The sequence below is a fragment of the Paenibacillus oryzisoli genome, from assembly GCF_001653565.1.
Lineage (GTDB): Bacteria > Bacillota > Bacilli > Paenibacillales > NBRC-103111 > Paenibacillus_E > Paenibacillus_E oryzisoli.
Genome location: NZ_LYPB01000092.1, coordinates 159,373 through 179,855, shown reverse-complemented (window position 1 = coordinate 179,855; position 20,483 = coordinate 159,373). Strand labels below are relative to the sequence as shown.

The 20,483-nt window shown below is 42.9% G+C and carries 22 protein-coding genes; 16 read left to right on the top strand and 6 right to left on the bottom strand.

Features of this window, described 5'->3' with window-relative positions; all coding sequences use genetic code 11:
- Positions 1-109 precede the first annotated feature (109 nt).
- The 4 genes from A8708_RS32215 to A8708_RS32200 all read left to right on the top strand — a co-directional run bounded on the left by A8708_RS32215 (position 110) and on the right by A8708_RS32200 (position 4,112).
- Complete coding sequence (locus tag A8708_RS32215; RefSeq protein ID WP_068670749.1) at positions 110-820, top strand: lytic transglycosylase domain-containing protein; 711 nt, start codon at positions 110-112, stop codon at positions 818-820.
- Between the two features lie 155 nt (positions 821-975).
- A complete protein-coding gene (locus A8708_RS32210; protein WP_068670748.1) occupies positions 976-2,154 on the top strand; it encodes a cysteine desulfurase family protein in 1,179 nt (392 codons plus the stop codon).
- On the top strand, positions 2,151-3,359 hold the full coding sequence (gene thiI, locus A8708_RS32205; RefSeq protein WP_082927944.1) for a tRNA uracil 4-sulfurtransferase ThiI: 1,209 nt from the start codon (positions 2,151-2,153) through the stop codon (positions 3,357-3,359). The genes A8708_RS32210 and thiI overlap by 4 nt, the downstream gene beginning before the upstream one ends.
- Positions 3,360-3,431: 72 nt before the next feature.
- A complete protein-coding gene (locus A8708_RS32200; protein WP_068670747.1) occupies positions 3,432-4,112 on the top strand; it encodes a TerC family protein in 681 nt (226 codons plus the stop codon).
- Between the two features lie 23 nt (positions 4,113-4,135).
- On the opposite strand, the gene A8708_RS32195 is transcribed toward A8708_RS32200, so the two are convergent.
- Complete coding sequence (locus A8708_RS32195) at positions 4,136-5,341, bottom strand: MFS transporter (RefSeq protein ID WP_068670745.1); 1,206 nt, start codon at positions 5,339-5,341, stop codon at positions 4,136-4,138.
- 256 nt (positions 5,342-5,597) lie between these two features.
- On the opposite strand from A8708_RS32195, the gene A8708_RS32190 reads away from it, so the two are divergent.
- The 6 genes from A8708_RS32190 to A8708_RS35710 all read left to right on the top strand — a co-directional run bounded on the left by A8708_RS32190 (position 5,598) and on the right by A8708_RS35710 (position 9,542).
- Positions 5,598-6,038, top strand: coding sequence for a hypothetical protein (locus A8708_RS32190; protein ID WP_239696917.1), 441 nt, complete (start codon positions 5,598-5,600; stop codon positions 6,036-6,038).
- 164 nt (positions 6,039-6,202) lie between these two features.
- On the top strand, positions 6,203-8,044 hold the full coding sequence (typA, locus tag A8708_RS32185) for a translational GTPase TypA (protein WP_068670741.1): 1,842 nt from the start codon (positions 6,203-6,205) through the stop codon (positions 8,042-8,044).
- 146 nt (positions 8,045-8,190) lie between these two features.
- Positions 8,191-8,466, top strand: coding sequence for a YlaH-like family protein (locus A8708_RS32180; RefSeq protein WP_068671052.1), 276 nt, complete (start codon positions 8,191-8,193; stop codon positions 8,464-8,466).
- A gap of 21 nt (positions 8,467-8,487) precedes the next feature.
- Positions 8,488-8,922 carry a hypothetical protein gene (locus A8708_RS32175; RefSeq protein ID WP_068670740.1) on the top strand — a complete coding sequence of 145 codons (435 nt, stop codon included), beginning with the start codon at positions 8,488-8,490 and terminating at the stop codon, positions 8,920-8,922.
- A gap of 5 nt (positions 8,923-8,927) precedes the next feature.
- Complete coding sequence (locus tag A8708_RS32170; RefSeq protein WP_068670739.1) at positions 8,928-9,209, top strand: hypothetical protein; 282 nt, start codon at positions 8,928-8,930, stop codon at positions 9,207-9,209.
- A gap of 189 nt (positions 9,210-9,398) precedes the next feature.
- Entirely contained in the window at positions 9,399-9,542 is a 144-nt protein-coding gene (locus A8708_RS35710; protein ID WP_157265149.1) for a hypothetical protein, read from the top strand.
- A gap of 40 nt (positions 9,543-9,582) precedes the next feature.
- Here the strand turns inward: A8708_RS35710 and A8708_RS32165 are convergent, their stop codons facing one another.
- On the bottom strand, positions 9,583-10,131 hold the full coding sequence (locus A8708_RS32165) for a YhcN/YlaJ family sporulation lipoprotein (protein WP_068670738.1): 549 nt from the start codon (positions 10,129-10,131) through the stop codon (positions 9,583-9,585).
- A gap of 113 nt (positions 10,132-10,244) precedes the next feature.
- Here A8708_RS32165 and A8708_RS32160 point away from each other — a divergent pair, with 113 nt between their 5' ends.
- Positions 10,245-11,576: a PhoH family protein gene (locus A8708_RS32160; protein ID WP_056609685.1), complete on the top strand. Its 1,332-nt coding sequence runs from the start codon at positions 10,245-10,247 to the stop codon at positions 11,574-11,576.
- A 44-nt stretch (positions 11,577-11,620) separates the two neighbouring features.
- On the opposite strand, the gene A8708_RS32155 is transcribed toward A8708_RS32160, so the two are convergent.
- From A8708_RS32155 to A8708_RS32145, 3 genes are all read right to left on the bottom strand, one after another.
- Positions 11,621-12,112: a hypothetical protein gene (locus A8708_RS32155; protein ID WP_068670736.1), complete on the bottom strand. Its 492-nt coding sequence runs from the start codon at positions 12,110-12,112 to the stop codon at positions 11,621-11,623.
- Positions 12,113-12,152: 40 nt separating this feature from the next.
- Positions 12,153-13,250, bottom strand: a complete 1,098-nt coding sequence (locus tag A8708_RS32150) for a murein hydrolase activator EnvC family protein (protein WP_068670734.1) — start codon at positions 13,248-13,250, stop codon at positions 12,153-12,155.
- A 100-nt stretch (positions 13,251-13,350) separates the two neighbouring features.
- Positions 13,351-14,319: a hypothetical protein gene (locus A8708_RS32145; protein ID WP_068670732.1), complete on the bottom strand. Its 969-nt coding sequence runs from the start codon at positions 14,317-14,319 to the stop codon at positions 13,351-13,353.
- Positions 14,320-14,409: 90 nt separating this feature from the next.
- Between A8708_RS32145 and A8708_RS32140 the strand changes: the two genes are divergently transcribed.
- The gene (locus A8708_RS32140) at positions 14,410-15,540 is read left to right on the top strand and encodes a class I SAM-dependent methyltransferase (protein WP_082927943.1); all 1,131 of its coding nucleotides are present in this window, start codon (positions 14,410-14,412) and stop codon (positions 15,538-15,540) included.
- A 34-nt stretch (positions 15,541-15,574) separates the two neighbouring features.
- On the opposite strand, the gene A8708_RS32135 is transcribed toward A8708_RS32140, so the two are convergent.
- Entirely contained in the window at positions 15,575-15,805 is a 231-nt protein-coding gene (locus A8708_RS32135; RefSeq protein WP_028558057.1) for a DUF2626 domain-containing protein, read from the bottom strand.
- Positions 15,806-16,194: 389 nt separating this feature from the next.
- Here A8708_RS32135 and A8708_RS32130 point away from each other — a divergent pair, with 389 nt between their 5' ends.
- The 4 genes from A8708_RS32130 to A8708_RS32115 all read left to right on the top strand — a co-directional run bounded on the left by A8708_RS32130 (position 16,195) and on the right by A8708_RS32115 (position 20,391).
- Positions 16,195-16,848 (top strand): RsfA family transcriptional regulator, encoded by a 654-nt coding sequence (locus A8708_RS32130; protein WP_068670729.1) that lies wholly within the window; start codon positions 16,195-16,197, stop codon positions 16,846-16,848.
- 102 nt (positions 16,849-16,950) lie between these two features.
- Positions 16,951-17,904 carry a ketopantoate reductase family protein gene (locus tag A8708_RS32125; protein ID WP_068670727.1) on the top strand — a complete coding sequence of 318 codons (954 nt, stop codon included), beginning with the start codon at positions 16,951-16,953 and terminating at the stop codon, positions 17,902-17,904.
- A gap of 13 nt (positions 17,905-17,917) precedes the next feature.
- Complete coding sequence (locus A8708_RS32120; protein WP_082927942.1) at positions 17,918-18,319, top strand: DUF3397 domain-containing protein; 402 nt, start codon at positions 17,918-17,920, stop codon at positions 18,317-18,319.
- A 389-nt stretch (positions 18,320-18,708) separates the two neighbouring features.
- Complete coding sequence (locus A8708_RS32115; RefSeq protein ID WP_068670725.1) at positions 18,709-20,391, top strand: peptide ABC transporter substrate-binding protein; 1,683 nt, start codon at positions 18,709-18,711, stop codon at positions 20,389-20,391.
- Positions 20,392-20,483 lie beyond the last annotated feature (92 nt).

Below are 20,483 nucleotides of genomic sequence, written 5' to 3'. Positions count from 1 at the left end.
GACAGTCAATAGACTGTCCTTTTTTCTATGCAAGCGAATAAAAGTATGGTCGTCAGGGCTCAAAACGTGTACAATGGAAACATCGAGAATGAAAAAGTGAGGTCTGAGAATGAACAGCATCACGAATACGCAAGGCATTGACCCTAGAGTGTTGAAGGAACTGCTTCAGCTTCAGACGATGAGTAAGATAAGTCTTTTCGCAGATAATCCCTCATCTTCAAGCATAGACGAATCTAGTGATTTTAGTGAGCTTCTGAACACTTTGTTGGGCCAAGGAGTGAGTTCAGGCGTTGATACGCTAGACGAATCTAATCTTAATCTATCGTTAAGTAGCCTGCCAAGCGCGTTAGGCGCTTTGAATAAATCGTATACACCGTTGCAGTCCCTTACACAGTCAACAGCTGCACCGCAGTTTGAGGGGCTCATTGGGCAAGCTAGTTTGAAATATGGGGTAGACAGCTCTTTGGTTAAAGCGGTTATTCAGCAAGAGTCTTCGTTTAACCATCAGGCGGTTTCATCCGCAGGTGCCAAAGGTTTAATGCAGCTTATGGATGGAACCAGCAGCGGGTATGGGGTAACGAATCCTTTTGATCCTAAGCAGAACATCGATGCAGGAACGAATTTCTTAAGTGGCTTATTGAAGAAATACAATGGTAACGAAGGCGTTGCACTCGCTGCTTATAATGCTGGACCTGGTCGTGTTGATCGTTTGGGGATAAAGACAGATCAGGATTTGACAGCTAAGCTTCAGTTTTTGCCAAAAGAGACACAAGCGTATGTTTCGAAAGTCCTTAATCATCGTACTAATTTTGCTCAATAAGCAAGGTTCTAATGGGCTGGTTTTCGCATGTGAGATGCGGAGATCGGCTTTTCGCATTGTGGCCGCTTACTTGAGTTCTCTAAGGATATAAGTTTTAATAGGGAAAGCATCCCGAATAACAAGTAAGTAGGGGGATAAAGGGGAATCTGCAAACCATGCTTTATATGGATTACGCGGCGACGTCGCCGTTATATGAAGAAGTCATAGAAACAATCACGGAAGTAATGAAATCCCATTATGGAAATCCATCCTCGATTCATCGGCTTGGTGTAGAAGCGGAGAAGTTGCTGCAGAGCGCGAAAGGCGTTATTGCATCCTCTTTAAAAGTAACAGCCAGTGAAATCATCTGTACTTCTGGGGGCACGGAGAGTAATAACTTAGCGATTAAAGGCGTAGCCTACCATTATCGGCACAGAGGTAATCATCTCATTACTACCCAGATTGAGCATCCATCCGTTAAGGAAGTATTTGCAGGTCTTGAGCAGGAGGGGTATCGCGTTACCTATCTGCCTGTTACTAAGTCTGGGTGCGTACAATTGGAAGATCTTCAAGCTGTTATTTGCGAGGATACGATCCTTGTTAGCGTTATGTATGTGAATAATGAAATCGGCACAATTCAACCGATTCAAGCTATAGGTCAATATCTTGCAGATTTTCCGAAAATCATATTTCATGTAGACGCCGTACAAGGTATTGCTAAGCTTCCTCTAGATCCGAAGTCGTGGGGAATCGATTTATGCAGTGCTTCTGCACATAAATTTCGAGGGCCGAAAGGTGCAGGATTCCTGTATAAGAGAACGGGTATTCAGCTCAAACCACTGCTTGCAGGAGGGGGGCAAGAATATGGTGTTCGTTCAGGTACGGAGAATGTCCCTTTGATTGTGGGGATGGCCAAAGCACTCCGAATCAGCATGGATAATCTTACATCCAAAATAAGTCGTAAGCATACGTTACGGAGGCAATTGCTGGCCGGTATCGCGGCCATACCTGAGCTATCGATTTCAGGTTCGGTACTAGAACACGAGATGGCCCCGCATATTGTTCATTTTGCATTTGCAGGCATGAAAGCAGAGGTCGTCGTGCACGCCTTAGAGCAGAGGGAAGTCTACATCTCAACGAAGTCCGCATGTTCATCTGGCGAATCGGAGCCTAGTGAGGTCATGCTGGCACTGGGATATCCGCGGGAAGTAGCGGCTAGCGGCTTGCGGATAAGTTATTCTGATGAACATCAAGAGCAAGATATCGCGCTATTCCTGCGCTCATTACATGAGGTGGTCAAGGAGCTTGCTCCCATGAGAAATCCATCTGTCATTCATAGGGGGAAGCGAAATTGAAACCGGATTGTTTAATATTGCGTTTTGGCGAAATGATGTTGAAAGGTAAGAATCGGAAACGATTTGAACGAAGTGTTATGATTCAAATTCGTAAAGTTTTGAGTTCTTTTCCTGAGGTTAGGTATATTCCTGAGTTTGGACGCGTATATGTGGAGCTAGGGGGTGCCGCTTACGAACAGGCTTCTGCTTCCTTACAGCGTGTTTTTGGACTTGCATCTTTCAGTCCAGCTTACCATGCGCCGTTAGAACTAATGGCTATTCAAGAGACAGCGCTGGGGATGATGCAGGCATTACCTAAGCAACCGAAGACATTTAAGGTGACAGTTCGCAGAGTCAATAAAGCATTTCCACATGACTCTCAGCAGATGAATTACTTAGTTGGTGGCTATGTGCTTCAAGCGATCCCCGGACTACAAGTCGATGTTCGAAATCCCGAGGTTGAATTGCGAGTAGAAATCCGAGAAGATAAAGTGCTTTTATATGTTGAAGTCATTGAAGGGGCAGGGGGATTTCCATCGGGTACAAGTGGCAAAGCGCTGCTCATGTTGTCCGGAGGTATTGATAGCCCTGTTGCAGGTTGGTTAGCGATGAGAAAAGGGTTGACGATGGAGGCTATTCATTTCCATAGTTACCCCTATACAAGCGAGCGAGCCAAGGATAAGGTGATCGAACTTGCCCATCAGTTGGCAGGCTACACGGACTCTTTAAAGCTGCATATGGTGTCCTTCACAGAGGTTCAAACTTCTATTCACCGTGCGTATCAAGATAACTTGCTGGTAACTCTCATAAGGCGAGCCATGTATCGAATTGCAGAGCGGATAGCGCAGCGGGAAGGACTTGGAGCTCTTGTTACAGGTGAGAGTTTAGGGCAAGTGGCAAGTCAAACGCTACCGAGTTTACATGCGATTGGTCATGTGGTTACGATGCCGCTCTTACAACCGTTGATGATGATGGACAAGCAAGAAATTATCGGAATTGCTGAATCGATTGGAACTTTTCCCATTTCGATTTTACCCTATGAAGATTGCTGTTCCTTATTTCTTCCGCCATCGCCAAGTACGAATCCCAACTTACGTCTTGTGGAGAAGCTAGAAGACAGTATGACATTCTTAAATGAGCTTATTGATAAAGCTGTTCTAGAAACGGAAACTATTGAAGTCGTACATGGACAATTGAAACAGGAAACTAACGCCCATTTATTCTAACTCCTCGATGCCGCTGTGATCGCAACCGTTCCAATCATTTGCTCTCCGTGTTCGTCAGGAGGTCGTGAAGCTATGATTGATGCGCTTTTATTATTTCTCCAAATTATGTTAATTAACATCGTTCTAAGCGGTGATAATGCTGTTGTCATCGCCTTAGCTAGCAAAAATCTCCCACTGGAGCAGCGAAAGCTTGCGATATGGTGGGGGGCGTTCGGTGCTATCGCCTTGCGCTTAATACTGACACTTGTAGCCGTGAGTCTGCTTTCTATTCCATTTATTCAAGCTGGCGGCTCTATCTTGCTGTTATGGATTGCAATAAAGCTGCTTACGGATGAAGATGGGCATTCGAATGTCAAAGAAGCTTCAACGCTTGGCAAAGCGATTTGGACGATTATTGTCGCAGATTTCGTGATGAGTTTGGACAATGTATTGGCTATTGCAGCCAAAGGAAATGGCAATAACACGGTCATTATTCTAGGTATTGGACTAAGTATTCCGATTATTATTTGGGGAAGTACACTCGTAATGAATTTATTACAGAAATACCCGATTCTAGTTTTTATCGGAGCGGGGATACTTGGTTATACCGCAGGGGAAATGTTTGTAAAAGATGAGAAAATGATTGACTGGCTGTTGCATGATTATGAGTTTTTACATATTTGGATCCCCATTATGGCGACTGTAGTCGTAATTGCTTCTGGTGTCATCGCCAAGGGGGTTCGTATGTTTCAACTCAAAACACGGAATGAATGATTGCTTAGCACGCTGACCCTAGGTCAGTGTGCTGTTTTTTTGTGCCATGTGAAAGTCCATATAGACCAGCCATAGATCAAGAGGAATAGAACTATTAATGCTGTGGAATATCGATACATCATGGCGTAACTGCCACTCCAGTTAGCTAGTGCCCCTAGCGCCATAGCTCCTAAGCCTATGCCTAAATCGTTGGCAGAGAAGAAAGTTCCATTGGCTGCGCCTCTCCGTTCAGGGGAGGAACGTTGAATCGTCCACGCCTGCAACGCGGGTTGAATGGAGCCAAATCCAACGCCATAACATAAGGCTGCAATAGCGAGGTTAGTATTGGAGTGCGCAAACGAAAGCAATACGAGGCCTATAATCGTGAATACTGCCCCAGGGAGCAGAACCCACTCTGGCCCTTTGCGATCAAATAGTACACCGGTGAGGGGCCTTACAAGTAGTACCATACTTGCATTGCATAAAAAGAATAAACCCACATTGGGGATGCCTGCTTCTAACCCAAATAAAGTAATGAAGGTTACAATTCCTCCGTAACATATCGCGCTGCATAGGAGCAAGACGGAAGGAAGGAGGGCACTTTGTTCCCATAGGCGATCTACAAAGCGTGGTTGGAGATGAGGTTTCTCAGGTAGAAGCGGTTTCGGATATGTAATGAAAAGCGAGCTAAACAGCGATAAAATAGCAAGAATGGTTGAGATTAAAAGCACATAAGAAAAGCTAAATGACTGCATAACCCATAAACCCGTTAAGGGACCGACTGCCATGGCCAAGGTGTTGGATAACCCATAATAGCCCATTCCCTCGCCGCGGCGTTCCGGAGGGATGATATCTGCAATGACGGTTCCGAGTGATGTCGTCGACAGTCCCCAGCCGATCCCATGAACAAAGCGTGCCGCTAGAATAAGTGTAACTGCAGCGATATAAGAATAACCAGCAATCGTAAGAGCGCAGATCGCTAATCCAACTAACAGAACATGTTTTCTGCCTAAAAGATCTAATGCTCTACCTGCGAATGGTCGTGTTAGAAGGGAGGAAATAGTGAAGATCCCAATAACAAGCCCAACCTGAACGTTGTCCCCGCCTAATTGTGAAAGATGAGTTGGTATCGTAGGAATGAGCATTTGAAAGCTGAAAAAAAGCAGTAAATTTGCGAGTGATGTAATCAGAAAGGCTTTGGTCCAAAGTGGTTTTCGTACAGATTTATTGCTCGTAATAGTTCGTTTCATGATACCTCCCCAGTCGAACATCAGACGACCATTGTCAAGGCAAAGGGTCTGCGCGAGCTTTAGTATACCCCGTCAATTGGAATTGAACGCAAAGAACGCCAACGAGAAACACCTAGCAATTCCATGTCATGTAAGCTAAAATATTTGTTGAAGGGTGTCGATGTATTGACCGCTTTCAACCTATTTAATATTTTTCACTTTAGGAGGGGTTCGTATCGCTAGAAATAGCTACTCCATTGGTCTTGTATTTATTGGCTTGGCTGTCTTATTGCTGCTAGGCAAATTAGGAGTCTTCCAGTTGCTGATCTCCTTCTTTTGGCCGCTTGTCTTACTCGTGCCTGGGCTCCTCTTTCATTTGTTGTATTTTAATCGTCGTTTACCAGCTGGCGTACTCGTTCCTGGTGGCATTTTAACCTTATACGCACTTATGTTTTTCTTCTGTAACTTATTTGGATGGGGCTCCATGTCTTATATTTGGCCCGGCTTCATTCTAGGTCCTGCTATTGGTTTGTACGAGCTTCACTTGTTTGATCGGGGGAGTGATCGAGGGATTTGGATTGCTGCTATGGTGTTAGGCATTATTTCAGCAACGCTTTTTGCTTTGACTTTGCTAGTCAAATTAGGGATTTATGTAATCGCTTTGATCCTTGTGGTTGTTGGACTTTCCATGATTTTCCGAAAGCGAAGACTATGGTGATCTTACTTCTTTCCAGTTAAAAGTTTTGTTAAGTGTGCCTTTTGTCTTGCATAATGTCGAGAAACTGCGTATACTAAGGGTAAATGTCAAGCGTCGGCGCTTATGTCCGACGCTTGTTTTATGAACAGAGACGAAAATTATAGGGTAGAGAGGGTTTGACATTCATGCATGCAAGAGACAAGATTCGCAATATTGCTATTATCGCACACGTTGACCACGGTAAAACAACACTCGTAGATAAATTGCTTCAACAATCCGGAACATTCCGCGATAACGAAGCTATTCAAGAAAGAGCGATGGACTCCAATGATCTAGAAAGAGAACGCGGTATTACCATCCTTGCCAAAAATACGGCGATTAACTATAAAGATTACTTGATTAACATTGTAGATACACCAGGACATGCTGACTTCGGTGGAGAAGTTGAACGTATCATGAAAATGGTAGACGGTGTATTGTTGGTTGTAGATGCTTTCGAAGGCACAATGCCACAAACGAAATTCGTTCTACGTAAAGCACTTGAGAGCAACTTATCTCCAGTAGTCGTTGTAAACAAAATTGACCGTCCGAATGCTCGTCCACAAGAAGTTGTTGACGAAGTTCTAGACTTGTTCATTGAACTTGGTGCTACTGACGAGCAACTTGATTTCCACGTTGTTTATGCTTCCGCATTGCAAGGTACTTCAAGTCTTGATCCAGAGAAACAAGATGATAACATGGAAGCAATTTATGAGACAGTAGTCCAACATATCCCAGCTCCAACGGAAGATGTGGAACAACCGCTTCAATTCTTAGTTACATTGATGGATTACAATGAGTACTTGGGTCGTATCGGTGTAGGCCGTGTGAACCGTGGTAAAATCCGTCAAGGACAAACTGTTGCAGTTATGACACGTGAAGGCGGACAAAAACAAGCTAGAATCGAGAAACTTTTCGGGTTTAGTGGTTTGAAACGTATTGAAATTGAAGAAGCAGCTGCAGGGGACATTATTGCCATAGCAGGTATCAAAGATATTAACATTGGTGAAACAGTAGCTGATCCTACGAACCCAGAAGCTTTGCCAGTTTTGAAAATCGATGAGCCAACGCTTCAAATGACATTTATCGTGAACAACTCGCCATTCGCAGGTCGTGAAGGTAAATGGGTTACTTCCCGTAAAATCCGTGAGCGTCTATACAAAGAGCTTGAAACAGACGTTTCTCTTCGTGTTGAAGATACAGACAGCCCGGATGCCTTTATCGTATCTGGCCGCGGTGAGCTTCACTTAGGTATTTTGATCGAGAACATGCGCCGTGAAGGCTTTGAATTGCAAGTTTCCAAACCAGAAGTTATCATTCGTCAAATCGACGGACAAAAAATGGAGCCGATTGAGCATTTAATCATCGACGTTCCAGAAGATAGCATGGGTTCCGTTATGGAGAGCCTAGGTTCCCGTAAAGCCGAAATGGTCAACATGATTAACAACGGTAGCGGCAACGTTCGTCTAGAGTTCAAGATTCCTGCACGTGGTTTGATCGGTTACAGAACGAACTTCTTGACATTAACGCGTGGTTACGGAATTATGAACCATGCATTTGACAGCTATGGCCCTTACCAAGGAGCTGGCGTTGGCGGACGTCATGAAGGCGTACTTGTATCCAGCGAATCCGGTGTATCCACACTTTACGGAATTCTTTCCGTTGAAGATCGCGGTATCTTGTTCGTACATCCACAAACAGAAGTTTACGAAGGTATGGTTGTTGGTGAGCACACGCGTGACAATGACATCATCGTTAACATATGCAAAGAAAAAGCAGTAAACAACATCCGTTCTGCGAACAAAGAAGAAACCGTGAAAATGAAAACACCTCGCTCGTACTCTTTGGAGCAAGCGCTTGAGTACTTGAACGATGATGAGTATTGTGAAATTACACCGAAATCGGTTCGTATTCGTAAAAAGATTTTAAACAAGAGCGAGCGCGAGCGTGCTGAGAAGCACCGCAAAACAGCGGAAGCTAACGTTTAATTCACAAAGTATTCGAATAAAGGGAAATGTGGGCTTTCTAGCCGCATTTCCCTTTATTTTATTGTCGTTTTAAGGGATAATGAAGAATGACTTACCTTGGATGACTGAACCTATTAATGAAATGGAGTGTATATTCGTTGACTGCCCTGAATGAATGGTTTGCCGATCACCTCTTTATAACGTATCTTTTAATCTTTATTTTCATGTCCTATGTGTACAATAAAGTATTTCGTACCCGTAAGCTGCCTGTGCTTAAAACAGCTCTAATCTATGTGTTGTTAGCAATCGGTTCGGTAATGCTGCTCGTATTCCAAATTGTAGGCTTGCCAATTGTACTTTGCTTGGCTGTAGCGATTTCTTTGATGTTCATGGTGAGAATTCGTTATTTTATTGAAAAAAGAACCGGCAAAAGGCCGACTTAACGAGTAAGGAGTTCATGCCTTATGACCCGATTTTGGTTGACGCCTATTCTTAGTTATTCACCGCTTGTGTTAGGTGCCGAGCGCATAAGCTGCCTCCCCGACGCGGAGCTCGAATCGTTCCGTCAACTGGCAAGCAATCAACATCCTCGCTTGCTGCCTATGTTCAAATCGAGCCTGCTGCTCAGTGATGAAGAAGAGGTATGTGGTTCAGACTTCGTAGAATTAGATTTAATGCGTGAAGGTGATATTGTCTTTGATTCTAAGCCTTTTCATCTTTCGCACTGTGCAGAAGCCTTTATGGACCGTTTGTTGACTAGGTTGGAAGTCAAGGCACTTCTAATGGCGATGGATGAACATCGGGAAGTTAGCTTTGGCAAGCATGCAGTATGGATCAAACAATGGATGGATTGGTTACATGCCGGTTATGATATTGTTCTACTAAGAGAGGATGGCTGATTTCAATGAAGTTAGGGGATGCTTTTTTCAATTGGCTGCAAATGCATATCGTATCTCAGGCTCGTCCTGAGGATGAAGCGGCGAAGGATACGTTGGATTTCTTTGCTCTTATTTTAGTTGAAGATCACGGGGTCAGCAATCTTGAAGTTCTCCCCATAGATGATCCGATGAAAATATGGATTGGCTATGATCATGAGGGCGAATATCATAAGCATTGTTTCGACCGGGAGAGTGCGGAAAAGCTGTTGGATGATATCAACTCGAATCCGATTTACAATAATCAGTAGCGGTCAGACCCTATGAACATCCGTGGACATAACTTTAACAAATCAACGTACACTTAAATATATCTGGGCAATAAAGGAGTGCCTGTTGATTTGAAAATAGATACATAATGGTGGAACGCTTGGCACTCACTATGCTATACTGTAAGTGTAAGGAGCGTTTTCAACCACCTAGTAGGAGGCGCAAACGATATGGCTGAATATCTTACTGCTGCACCGATGCAATGGATAGCTAGCGCCCACATGATGAATCCAGCCCAATATGCGAAAGCTTGTGAGAGCCGAGATGCCCTTATTTCACTCGGCCAAGTTTTTGATGCGATAAAAAAAGCCTAGATCTGCGTTTGCAGTCAGGCTTTTTGTCATCTACAGCCAATTATCGGGCTGGTACCTGGGTGCTATCTCCATTCGGACCTGCGTTATCGATGTCTGGATCGTTTCGGATATCACGTGGCAGTTGCGGCATGACGCGACCGACGATATCAGCCATTTGTTCTGCAAAGCCTTGTATAGGTCTTCCTGCTTGAATGTTATCCCGGATGTTGCGTAAGCGTTGATCCAAATCCATATCAGCCGTTACGATCGCATTAACCCCATAAGGATCTTTCTTGAGTGCTTCGGCGACCGAATATTTAACGGTTCCGACTTTGGCTCGATCAAGCTCCTTCTTAATATTAATGCCGACAACAGCTGTATTGCCGAAGACGACGCAATGTGCGCTTTCAACCTGCGGGATACCCAATGCTAGGTTTTCCAAATGCGCTGCAACCGCCTTAGAATCTTTGATTTCTAGCTTTTGCGGAGCAATTTGTTGAACTTTTACTTGATTTTGATTCGTATCTTGAGAGGGGGCACCACTTTTCGGCGCTTGACTGCAGCCTACCGCGAGGATCAGTATCAGTCCGCATACGTATATTAGTCTCACCAGAATCGTTCCCTTCTTTCCTTGAATCTCGCGTTTAGTTTGTCCTGTACAGTTAGGTTGTATGTATGAATATAACCAATGATCTAACGCCAAATCTGGGAGGGGACACACCAATGAAAAAAATTTACGTGTTAGATACCAATGTACTTCTTCAGGATCCCAATGCTTTATTCGCATTTGAAGATAATGAAGTGGTCATACCCGCCGTGGTGTTGGAAGAAATCGATTCTAAGAAACGAAATGCGGATGAAATCGGTCGCAATGCTAGACATGTTTCGAGATTACTAGACGGATTAAGAGCGAAAGGCAATTTATCCGATGGTATTACACTTGGACATGGCGGCAGCATTAAAGTGGAGCTTAATCATCGCAGCTTTGCCAAGCTGCAAGATACGTTTGCGGAATTAACGAACGACAATCGCATTCTAGCGGTTGCTCTTAATTACCATTTGGAAGAACAAGAGAATGATGTGGCAAGACCTGTCGTTATTGTTAGTAAAGATACACTGGTCCGAATTAAAGCGGACGTACTGGGTATCCCGGCGCAGGATTACTTAACAGATCGGATTGTCGCCCAAACCGATATGTATACGGGCTATATCACACTCTTTGTTCACCCTTCGATTATTGATGAATTCTATTCGTATCGCTTCTTGACCGTGACATCACTTAATTTGAGCTATATGCTGCATCCGCATGAATTCGTGATTCTTCGTGATGAGCTAGGCTCCTCCAAGTCCGCATTGCTCAAAGTTACACCAGATGCCAAAAAGCTTGAGCCGCTTTACATGAGTAATGATCCCATCTGGGGAATCGCCGCGCGTAACGCGCAGCAGCGAATGGCACTTGAGCTACTGCTCAATGACGATATCCCGCTCGTCACCCTAACTGGGAAAGCGGGTACAGGTAAAACGCTGCTTACGTTAGCTGCGGGGCTCATGAAAATTGAGGATGATCGTAAATATAAGAAACTGTTAATTGCTCGTCCGGTCGTTCCGATGGGCAAGGATATCGGTTACCTGCCTGGTGAAAAAGATGAAAAGCTGCGCCCATGGATGCAGCCGATCTATGATAATTTGGAATACCTTTTCGATACCAAAAAACCAGGTGATATAGAAAAAATACTTGCCGGTCTAGGTAGTATTCAAGTGGAAGCATTAACGTACATTCGTGGACGCTCCATTCCTGGGCAATTTATTATTATCGATGAAGCACAGAACCTCTCGAAACACGAAGTGAAGACGATTGTATCTCGGGTTGGAGAGGGCAGTAAAATCGTTCTCCTTGGCGATCCTGATCAAATCGACCATCCTTACCTCGATGCTTCCAGCAACGGGCTTACGTATGTGGTAGAACGCTTTAAACAGGAAGGTATCAGTGGACATATCACATTGGAACGCGGTGAACGGTCACATCTGGCCCAATTGGCAGCCGATTTGCTCTAAAACAAGAAAAGCCCACATCAGCTGATGTGGGCTTTTTGCTGCATTTAACGTACGATTTCAATGCTGACACGATAGGCTTTGGCGATGCCGTGCATCAGCTCCTCGAATTGTCGATCAGCAATATACACGTCGCGGTGCTCAGCGTCCTTATATTGTGCAATAAGGTGCTCTTCGACCTGAAGAGCTGCTTGATCAACTTCAACGGGGGAGCTATCCGCAGTAAAGCGGAAGGGAATCACGATTTTATCGTACACATAGTTATGCTCTGCGCGGCTGGTGAACCCGTAATCACTGAATAGGTCTGTTAATTCGGCCGATTCATCCAGAAGGCGAAGTTCCATTATAGATGTCTCAATGTGAAAGTGGTTCATCACTTCAAGCGCAGCACGTTGCTGTTCCTCATTGCTGACAATTAGCATTTCTTTATCACGATCGAATAGCTGGACTTTACCGGCAAGTGCTTTGACGATTTGGGCATAGAAGCCAGGTATTTTTCCGTCTGGTAAATCCATCATTATACCTATCTTGAATTCCATGGTGGGTTGTCCTCACTTTACATTCATTATCCCTACTAGTTTACAGAGATAATTTAAGTTTAACAACTGCCACGCCTTTTTTGGTTTCGACACTGGTCACATCAAGGTAACTGATTACTTTTTTTGGTACAAAACCAAGTGAGAATTCCTTCGTAAAGTCCTCAATGGTTGTGTCGGGCAGCTTAAAGCTATTAAATTCTAGATTATTAACAACAAATCGTATTTCATTTAACTTTTCAGCGTTCGTAAGAAGAACGAAGTTGCCCTGTATCGCGATCTGCAAGTCACCTTTTTTACCAGTAGCGACCATTGAGCCATCATTGAATTCGAAATTTAACGTTTTTAGAAGTTCACTCTTGGAGTGAAGATACGCATTGAAATCGGCATCCGTGAGATTGATGATTGGCGTAGTTGAAGTCATGCTAATATACTTGGTATCTCCGATCAAGAATTGTGGCAACTCGCGGAAAGCCATAGATAAATTGTCTAAGTAATCTCTGGCCAAAGGCAAACCTTCCTGTTTCCATTGATCATTCAAGCTTTTAATCTGCGTTGCAATGACTTGTGCTTGGGCATTCACGGCCAATTGTTTGTCCAATTCTTCTTGGAGTTTAACGAGTCTCTCGCGCTGCTGTAGAAATTTATCTTTGGTAACTTGTAAATCAGTCCTAGCAGTTGCGAGTTCCGTTTGCAACTTGGTGAGTTGCTTGAAGGAATCCGTAAACTTCTCTAGGGAGCGATGGTCATTTGTGACGATCATCTGTAAGTATTCGAACATGCGCAAGACGTCGGTGAAAGAGTTTGCCGCGAAAAGCAGCATCCAGATGGAGTCTCGATCTCCTGTATAGTACGCACGGAGCACTTTGCCTGCATGCTTGCGAGTTGCATCCACATTACCGCTTTGTTTTACGATATCTTGTTCATTCTGTTTGATCTGCTCACCGATTTTGGAATCCTGCTCATTGAGTCGAGCGACCTCTTTATCGATTTCGAAAATCGTGAGCCCTTTCTGAAGCAGTTCCTTGGCTTCATCTTGTGATGATTTGGTTTCCTCGGCCAAAGCACCGCCATAAGGCATTGTAAGTTGTGTGAATAAAACAATGGATAACAGCAAGGCTGTGAGTTTTTTAGAATTCATTGATGGTATTCTCCCCCTATGAATAGATTATCATATTTCTATTAAATGAAGCACAAAAAAATACTTACCATTGGGGAAAGGTAAGTATTTAACCTTGTTCCTATTTTTTTGCGGCAGGTGTTAAGAGCTTAAGAATATCATCGAAACTCTTCACTTTAGCAGGAATTTCCTTTGTCAGTGGGGTGCCTTGATTAATCGCATCACTGGTTTGATGAAGGGTAATGTGATTGTCGAGGGCTTTGCCATCGAGGGTCACTGTGAACGTGATATCGAGTGTTTGATCACGAATAAATCCTTGATCGTCTATTGCGATCTTCATGCTGCTCGGTGCTTTAAGTGCAATGCTGTTCATCCCATTTTTCTTGAGTGCATCTGCTTTATCGGCAGTTAATAATCCGTTGGTTTGTAGAGTTCCAATGAACTCTGGTAACTTGGCTTGGAATTGAGTGTTTATTTCTTTTACATTTTTGGAAGTTAGCTCAACTTGAATCGATTTGGCTGAGGAGCCATCTGCTAGCTTAATGGGGTCTTTGGCTTGTTTAAACCATTTCGCATCGAGTCCTTCAAAAACCAATTTCGTAAGTGCTGTAGAGACTTGAGGTGTGTTCTTTAATGTATCAGCCGAAAGTGGACTTGGCGATGTACTGCTCATTTTGGTCAAATCAATTGTATAGAACTCATCCGATGTCTTATTTAATGCTGGCATATTAAAATACAATAGGCTATCTTTAATGAGGATTGGTATATCGATAGGGGATGTAGATCCCTTGGGAGTTATACGTAAATCTGATTGATATTGTAGGGGCTCTACTTGGCTAATACCTTTCCAAGTGATCGTGCTCTCTCTAATCAAAGATAACAGCCCGTTCGTAAGTGGGTTAGCTGATTTCATGAGGCCATCACTAATCGCGAGAGCTGTGCTTCCATCAAACGTATACGATTTCAGTTCCGATTGTTTGTTAACGGATTGTTGAAATGCTTCTTTAACTTGCGTATTGTCTGTACATGCGGTCAATGAGACTAGGCCAATTGCCGTAATCGCTGTTAGGGTAATCCATTTTTTTGTCATGCTGGGCTGTCTCTCCTTCCATAATCCTTTATCATTATAAGGGTTTCTCATTCATTTGTCTGTAAGTAAAGAACTGGGGGTTTTACAATCGTGAATCAACTAGGGTCAACTAGCATTGCGGCTATACTAAAGGAACGTATTGGCTCGACGCGAGATCAACGAATATCCTTTCGAGACTATATGGAAATATGCTTATACGAAGATACTGTCGGTTATTACCAGAAGGATCGAATAAAGATAGGCAAGCAAGGAGATTTCTATACAAGTTCTTCAATTGGTACCGTAATGGGGGAAATGGTTGCCGCTTTCATATCTAAACAGTTGCACACACGTGCCAATCACCTTCATGCAATTGAAATCGTGGAATGGGGTGGAGGCAACGGGCGAATGGCGCGCCAATTACTTGATGAAATGAAGCGGGTTGATCCCGACTTATACCAACTTATCACGTATACACTTATCGAATCGAGTGCCTATCATCGTGGGTTGCAACAAGATCAGCTTGTGGAACACGTGGAACGAATTCGTTTCTTGGATGAAACTAGTTGGCTAAGTGAGTCTCCGCGTGATCATGTGTTTGTATTAGCGAATGAATTGTTGGATGCCTTCCCGGTTCACCGACTGCAATACAGGGATCGGGCCTTTCATGAATCGCATGTGATCTGGCAGGATCGTGAGCCCTATTTGCAAGAGATCTGGTCACCGCTTGAGCCTGGACGCATATTAGACTATCTAAACGCATTAGAAGTTCAATGGCAAGATGGACAGATGAGCGAAATGAATTTAGAAGCAATAGATTGGTATGTCCGGCTAACGAACCGGATGCTAAGCGGGTGTGTAATTGCCATTGATTATGGTGATATAGAGGAGGAGTTGTATGCCTCTCATCGCCATCAAGGGACATTAATGTGCTATCAGAAGCACGAAGCGCACGATAATCCTTTTATCGCCCCAGGTGAACAGGATATTACGGCGCACGTCAATTTCAGTTTATGTCACAAGGCGGCGGTTTCCGCAGGTTTTGAACCGTTCGTGTTTCAGACGCAACGTCAGTTCTTAGTAGAGCAGGGCATATTGGAAAAATTGCAAAATCATTTCGATCCGAATCCATTTAGTGAGGTGTCCAAAAGAAATCGGTCGATCCGACAATTGCTGTTAAGTGATGGCATGAGTGAATTGTTTAAAGTATTTGTTGCTATTAAAAAAGGTGAACCGGCATAATGCCGATTCACCTTTTTGTTTGTTGTCATCAGTGTTAGATGGACATTTTGAAAAATGACCAATACGTAAATCCGCTGAAGGAGATAATCATATATCCCCAGAACAGCAATATGTAAGTACGTTCTGACAAGCGCATATAGCCTAGAATGACGAATACGGCAGTTTGAAAAAAGAAAATCAGAGACATAGGTATCATATCGCCAGCTAAGCTCATTAGTGCGATAACAAGTGTCCAAAACCCTAGAACCCGAAACATGCGATCCATTCTCGTTACATCCCCCTCTCGTACCACGTTGCACAATAACTACAACACATTATACCGTTTGATCTTAGTGGTGTAAACCGTCAAACGGTGACGAAATTGAAAACATTTCATCATATAGACGTAGTATGTCTTTTTATACGAATCCCATGTATGAGGGTCAAAAAATTTGGCAATACCATTTAGTATCAAATAGATTCTATGAACTCTAGTACGGGCATAGAAATAGTAATAATGGCAACGAATCAATTGATACCTGTCTGACTAATTGATTCTTATTTATGATGTATCCGCAGGTAGGAGAGAATTTGATCAGGATTCGAAGCTCCCGAAAAGGAGAGACTTTGCTCTCCGACCAAAGATCCCTATAATTTGTTAGGAGGTTTGGCCTTATGTCGGCTATTAGACAAGATGCTTGGAGCGATGAAGACGACTTAATTTTAGCGGAGTTGACATTGCGTCATATCCGAGAAGGAAGTACACAACTATCTGCGTTTGAAGAAGTTGGGGAGCGCATTGGAAGAACCGCAGCAGCGTGTGGATTTCGTTGGAACAGCTTTGTCCGGAAGAAATATGAAGCAGCTATACAAATTGCAAAAGCACAGCGTCAGAAACGGACGCAGCTGAAAAAGCATGCACCAGTTTCTATTTCCGGATCTTCTTCGATTAGTTTATTGGAGAATCCAGATGTATCTACTGGCAAGAATGAAGTGTTTACGGAAGAAACGTTATCGATTGATGCCGTTATTCGTTTCTTGCGTCAATGGCGGAGTACCTATCAGGATATGAATCGACATATCAAAACGTTGGAAAAAGAACTGCAGGATAAAGAGGACGAACTCGATAGACTTGGCAGAGAAAATAATAAGTTGAATAAACAAGTCAATGAAGTTGAAACCGATTATCGTGTTGTAAATGATGATTATAAAGCGCTTATTCAAATCATGGACCGCGCTAGAAAAATGGCCTTTCTCGTTGAGGAAGAGGAAGAAGAGAAGCCGCGTTTCAAAATGGATGCCAATGGTAATTTGGAAAGAGTCGATTAATCTTCAAACTGCTTAGTATAGAAAGCCGCGAATCAAGGGGAGCCTTGGTTTGTGGCTTTTTTGCTGTATAATAATGGCTAATAAGTTAAAGGTGGTATTTACATGCATATCATGATCATCGGCGCAGGTTCTCTCGGCCTTCTCTTTGCTGCTAAACTCGCTCCAATTTGTTCGCGGTTAACGGTAGTAACACGATCTGAAGGACAAGCTGCTGAATTGGCGGCATGTGGTATTCAAATCGTTGGCATGGACTCGCAAGAGCCGACTCTAGAGAAGTCTATCCGATTTCGATGCTATTCCGAGGCGACGAGCGAAGATGTAGATCCGCTTGCGCAGCAAGTCGATTATATTCTCCTTATGGTAAAGCAGCCAGCAATATCTCATGAACTTATCAATTATATTCAAAGCCAGATGACTTCGAACACTTTCCTTATATGCTTTCAAAATGGCGTTGGCCATGAAGTGAAATTAAGTCAAGCTATCGGGTGGAGCAAGCTTTTATTTGCCGTCACAACAGAAGGGGCCAAGCGAGTAGGACCTGCATCTGTCAAACATACAGGACATGGCATAACGTATCTGGGGGCGTTGCAGACAGATCGTATTGAAACTTCTAATGATCAACATATTTTCATTGTACAGATGTTAGAGTTAGCAGGATTTTGCGCGGAATTGTCGAAAAATATGGAAGTTAGAATCTGGAGTAAGCTAGTCATCAATGCCGTCATTAACCCACTTACAGCTATTCTAGGTATTCCCAATGGTGAATTACTGCATTCAACATGGCGTCTTTCTTTAATGAAAGATCTTTATCAAGAAGCGATTGGATTGGCTGCTGCCAAAGGTGTTAAGCTGCCAGCTGAGTTATGGGATACCATTCCGGCTGTATGTGAGGCGACACAAGCGAACCATTCCTCCATGTTGCAAGATATCGAGGCGTCGCGACTTACGGAAGTTGACTATTTAAATGGCAGTTTAGTGGAGATGGGCAATGAAATAGGCTTAGAACTACCTATACATAGCTTGGTGTATAGATTGATAAAAGCGATAGAAAATTAAGAGGTGAAACCTTTTGCTGAATAGTTTCGTTAGTCTATTATCTACCATATATGCCACGTTGGCTGTGGCGCCATTTATCACGTTTGTTTTGGTATGGTTCCTCATCTTCCTATTTCTGAAGGATAAGAAGATGACAACGAGGTTTACAATGGATGTCACAACTATGTTTCTGCTAGGGTCTGTATCCTTGATGTGGAATAAATTATTTCACACCCAATTTGGTTTCTGGTTAATTGTCCTAGTCTTATTAATTGCTTTTGGGATTATTGGTGGTTATCAAAATCATTTGAAGGGGGAAACTAATCTAATCAAAGTAGGCAGACTGGTATGGCGGCTTAGCTTTGTTGGCCTATCTGCGTTATATATTCTGTTGTTTTTCGTTCACATAGGTAAAAACTACCTTTTTTCAACATGAAAATCATTTTATTTTCCACAAATTAAATATTATGGGCAAAAATTAAGCGGATGATTGTAATATTTCTTTGAGATTTGTAGAAAATAACAAAGAAAATCGTCTAGATTTTATTGACCGATGGTTGTATAATTAAAAATCGTTAAGGTAAATTTTTTTACTTGTTATTTAGTCAAAGGTAAATTAATTGTAGACAAACTCTATGTATATGTTATAATTCCTTGCGTAGACTCTAGTAAATTTTTTTACCAGAGGTTTGAGGGATATAAACTAACATTGAAAAAGCGGTTTCACTAGTTTTTGGGTTGAAGGTGTAATGCTTATGTAATGAAAGCTAACAAAACACCTGACCATAGATGTCTAGACATACATATTTTAAAGGAGGAGTTTATATGAAAGCGACAAAGTGGGTTACTACAGCAGTAGCATTAACGCTTATGGGTAGTGTGGCAGTTGGTTGTGGTAAAAGTGAGGAAACTCCATCAGTGTCACCAACGGATGGTACAAAAGGTACTTCGGCTCCAGCTTCCAACAAACCTCAAGAAATTAAGATCAACTTCTCTGCTGAGCCTCCGATTATGGACAGCTCCAAAGCAACTGCAAATGCTGCTTTTACTTTTATTAGCGCATTTAACGAAGGTCTATATCGTACAGATAAAGACGGTAAAGCAGTAGCTGGTCTTGCAAAAGATATGCCTAAAATCTCTCCTGATGGTTTGACGTATACGATCGACATTCGCGACAATGCGAATTGGTCTGATGGACAACCAGTGAAAGCACAAGATTTCATTTATTCCTTTAAACGTACGTTGGATCCTGCTACAAAAGGGCAATATAGCTTCGTAGTAGCTTGGATTAAAGGTGGAGAAGCTGTTACTAAAGCGAAAACTCCTGAAGAAGTTAAAAAAGCACAAGATGAACTTGGCGTTAAAGCGATCAGCGACAAGCAAATTGAAATTAAACTAGAAAAACCAGTTGCTTTCTTTACACAAATGCTTGCATTCGGAACTTTCTTGCCACAACGTGAAGATTTCGTAACGAAAGCTGGCGACAAATATGGTGCAGAAGCTGATAAAGTTATCGGTGCAGGTCCGTTTATTTTGAGCAAATGGGATCATGGCCAAACACTTGAGCTAGTTAAAAATGAAAAATATTGGGATGCTGCGAATGTGAAATTAACAAAAGCAACAGTCAATATCGTTAAAGACACAAACACAGGCCTTAACCTATATGAAACAGACGCGGCTGATTTGACAGAAATCAATCGTGATCAATTAACTTTGTACAAAGGAAAACCGGACAACCTACCTAAACCAGAGTTGACGAACTCTTACTTGATGTATCAAGTGAAAAAACAACCAGCTCTTGCGAACAAAAAAATTCGTCAAGCACTCGGTATGGCAATCGATCGTCAAGCTTATGTAGATACAGTTCTAGCTAATGGTTCCGTTGCTTCCACGGGTCTAGTGCCAGGTGGTACTTCCGACGGTGCTGGCGGTGAATTCCGTAAAACAGCTGGTGAGACACAACCGAAGTTCGATGCAGCAAAAGCAAAAACGTTGCTTGCAGAAGGTTTGGCTGAGCTTGGTTTGAAAGAACTTCCTAAAATGAAAGTGAACGCAGACGATACTGAAACTGCAAAAAAATCACTTGAGTTCATCCTTGCACAATGGAAACAAAACCTTAACTATGTTGCTGAAGCGAACCCAGTTCCTCACGCATTGCGTATCGAGCTTTCCTCCAAGAAAGATTTCGATATCGTTCTATCCCTATGGGGAGCAGATTACAACGATCCAATGACGTTCTTGGATATGTGGGTAACAGGCGGAGAATTTGACGAAGGCGATTACAGCAATCCTGAGTACGATAAGCTTGTGAAATCCGCTCAAACGGAAACCGATACAACGAAACGTGCTAAATCTTTGGTTGAAGCTGAGAAAATCCTTATGGATGATCAAGGTGTAGCTCCATTGTACTTCCGTACTCGTGCGTACCTGAAAAAAGCTAATATTGATGGTTTGATTCTTCCATCTTTTGGTCAAGAGTGGGAATTGAAATGGACTTCGGTTAAGTAATCTTGAAAAGTAGTTTGAATCAGAAGAGGCCGTTCGCACCTCGTGGGAGCGGCCTCTTCTAACTTTCTTGTCTTATATTTTAATAAAGGAGG

Excerpts from the sequence above, each read along its gene's own strand:
- typA (WP_068670741.1), top strand. The coding sequence starts at position 6,203 with ATGCATGCAAGAGACAAGATTCGCAATATTGCTATTATCGCACACGTT.
- A8708_RS32200 (WP_068670747.1), top strand. The coding sequence starts at position 3,432 with ATGATTGATGCGCTTTTATTATTTCTCCAAATTATGTTAATTAACATC.
- A8708_RS32115 (WP_068670725.1), top strand. The coding sequence starts at position 18,709 with ATGAAAGCGACAAAGTGGGTTACTACAGCAGTAGCATTAACGCTTATG.
- A8708_RS32160 (WP_056609685.1), top strand. The coding sequence starts at position 10,245 with ATGAAAAAAATTTACGTGTTAGATACCAATGTACTTCTTCAGGATCCC.
- A8708_RS32195 (WP_068670745.1), bottom strand. The coding sequence starts at position 5,341 with ATGAAACGAACTATTACGAGCAATAAATCTGTACGAAAACCACTTTGG.
- A8708_RS32125 (WP_068670727.1), top strand. The coding sequence starts at position 16,951 with ATGCATATCATGATCATCGGCGCAGGTTCTCTCGGCCTTCTCTTTGCT.
- A8708_RS32150 (WP_068670734.1), bottom strand. The coding sequence starts at position 13,250 with ATGAATTCTAAAAAACTCACAGCCTTGCTGTTATCCATTGTTTTATTC.
- A8708_RS35710 (WP_157265149.1), top strand. The coding sequence starts at position 9,399 with ATGGCTGAATATCTTACTGCTGCACCGATGCAATGGATAGCTAGCGCC.
- A8708_RS32155 (WP_068670736.1), bottom strand. The coding sequence starts at position 12,112 with ATGGAATTCAAGATAGGTATAATGATGGATTTACCAGACGGAAAAATA.
- A8708_RS32130 (WP_068670729.1), top strand. The coding sequence starts at position 16,195 with ATGTCGGCTATTAGACAAGATGCTTGGAGCGATGAAGACGACTTAATT.
- A8708_RS32170 (WP_068670739.1), top strand. The coding sequence starts at position 8,928 with ATGAAGTTAGGGGATGCTTTTTTCAATTGGCTGCAAATGCATATCGTA.
- A8708_RS32210 (WP_068670748.1), top strand. The coding sequence starts at position 976 with ATGCTTTATATGGATTACGCGGCGACGTCGCCGTTATATGAAGAAGTC.
- A8708_RS32175 (WP_068670740.1), top strand. The coding sequence starts at position 8,488 with ATGACCCGATTTTGGTTGACGCCTATTCTTAGTTATTCACCGCTTGTG.
- A8708_RS32215 (WP_068670749.1), top strand. The coding sequence starts at position 110 with ATGAACAGCATCACGAATACGCAAGGCATTGACCCTAGAGTGTTGAAG.
- A8708_RS32135 (WP_028558057.1), bottom strand. The coding sequence starts at position 15,805 with ATGGATCGCATGTTTCGGGTTCTAGGGTTTTGGACACTTGTTATCGCA.
- A8708_RS32145 (WP_068670732.1), bottom strand. The coding sequence starts at position 14,319 with ATGACAAAAAAATGGATTACCCTAACAGCGATTACGGCAATTGGCCTA.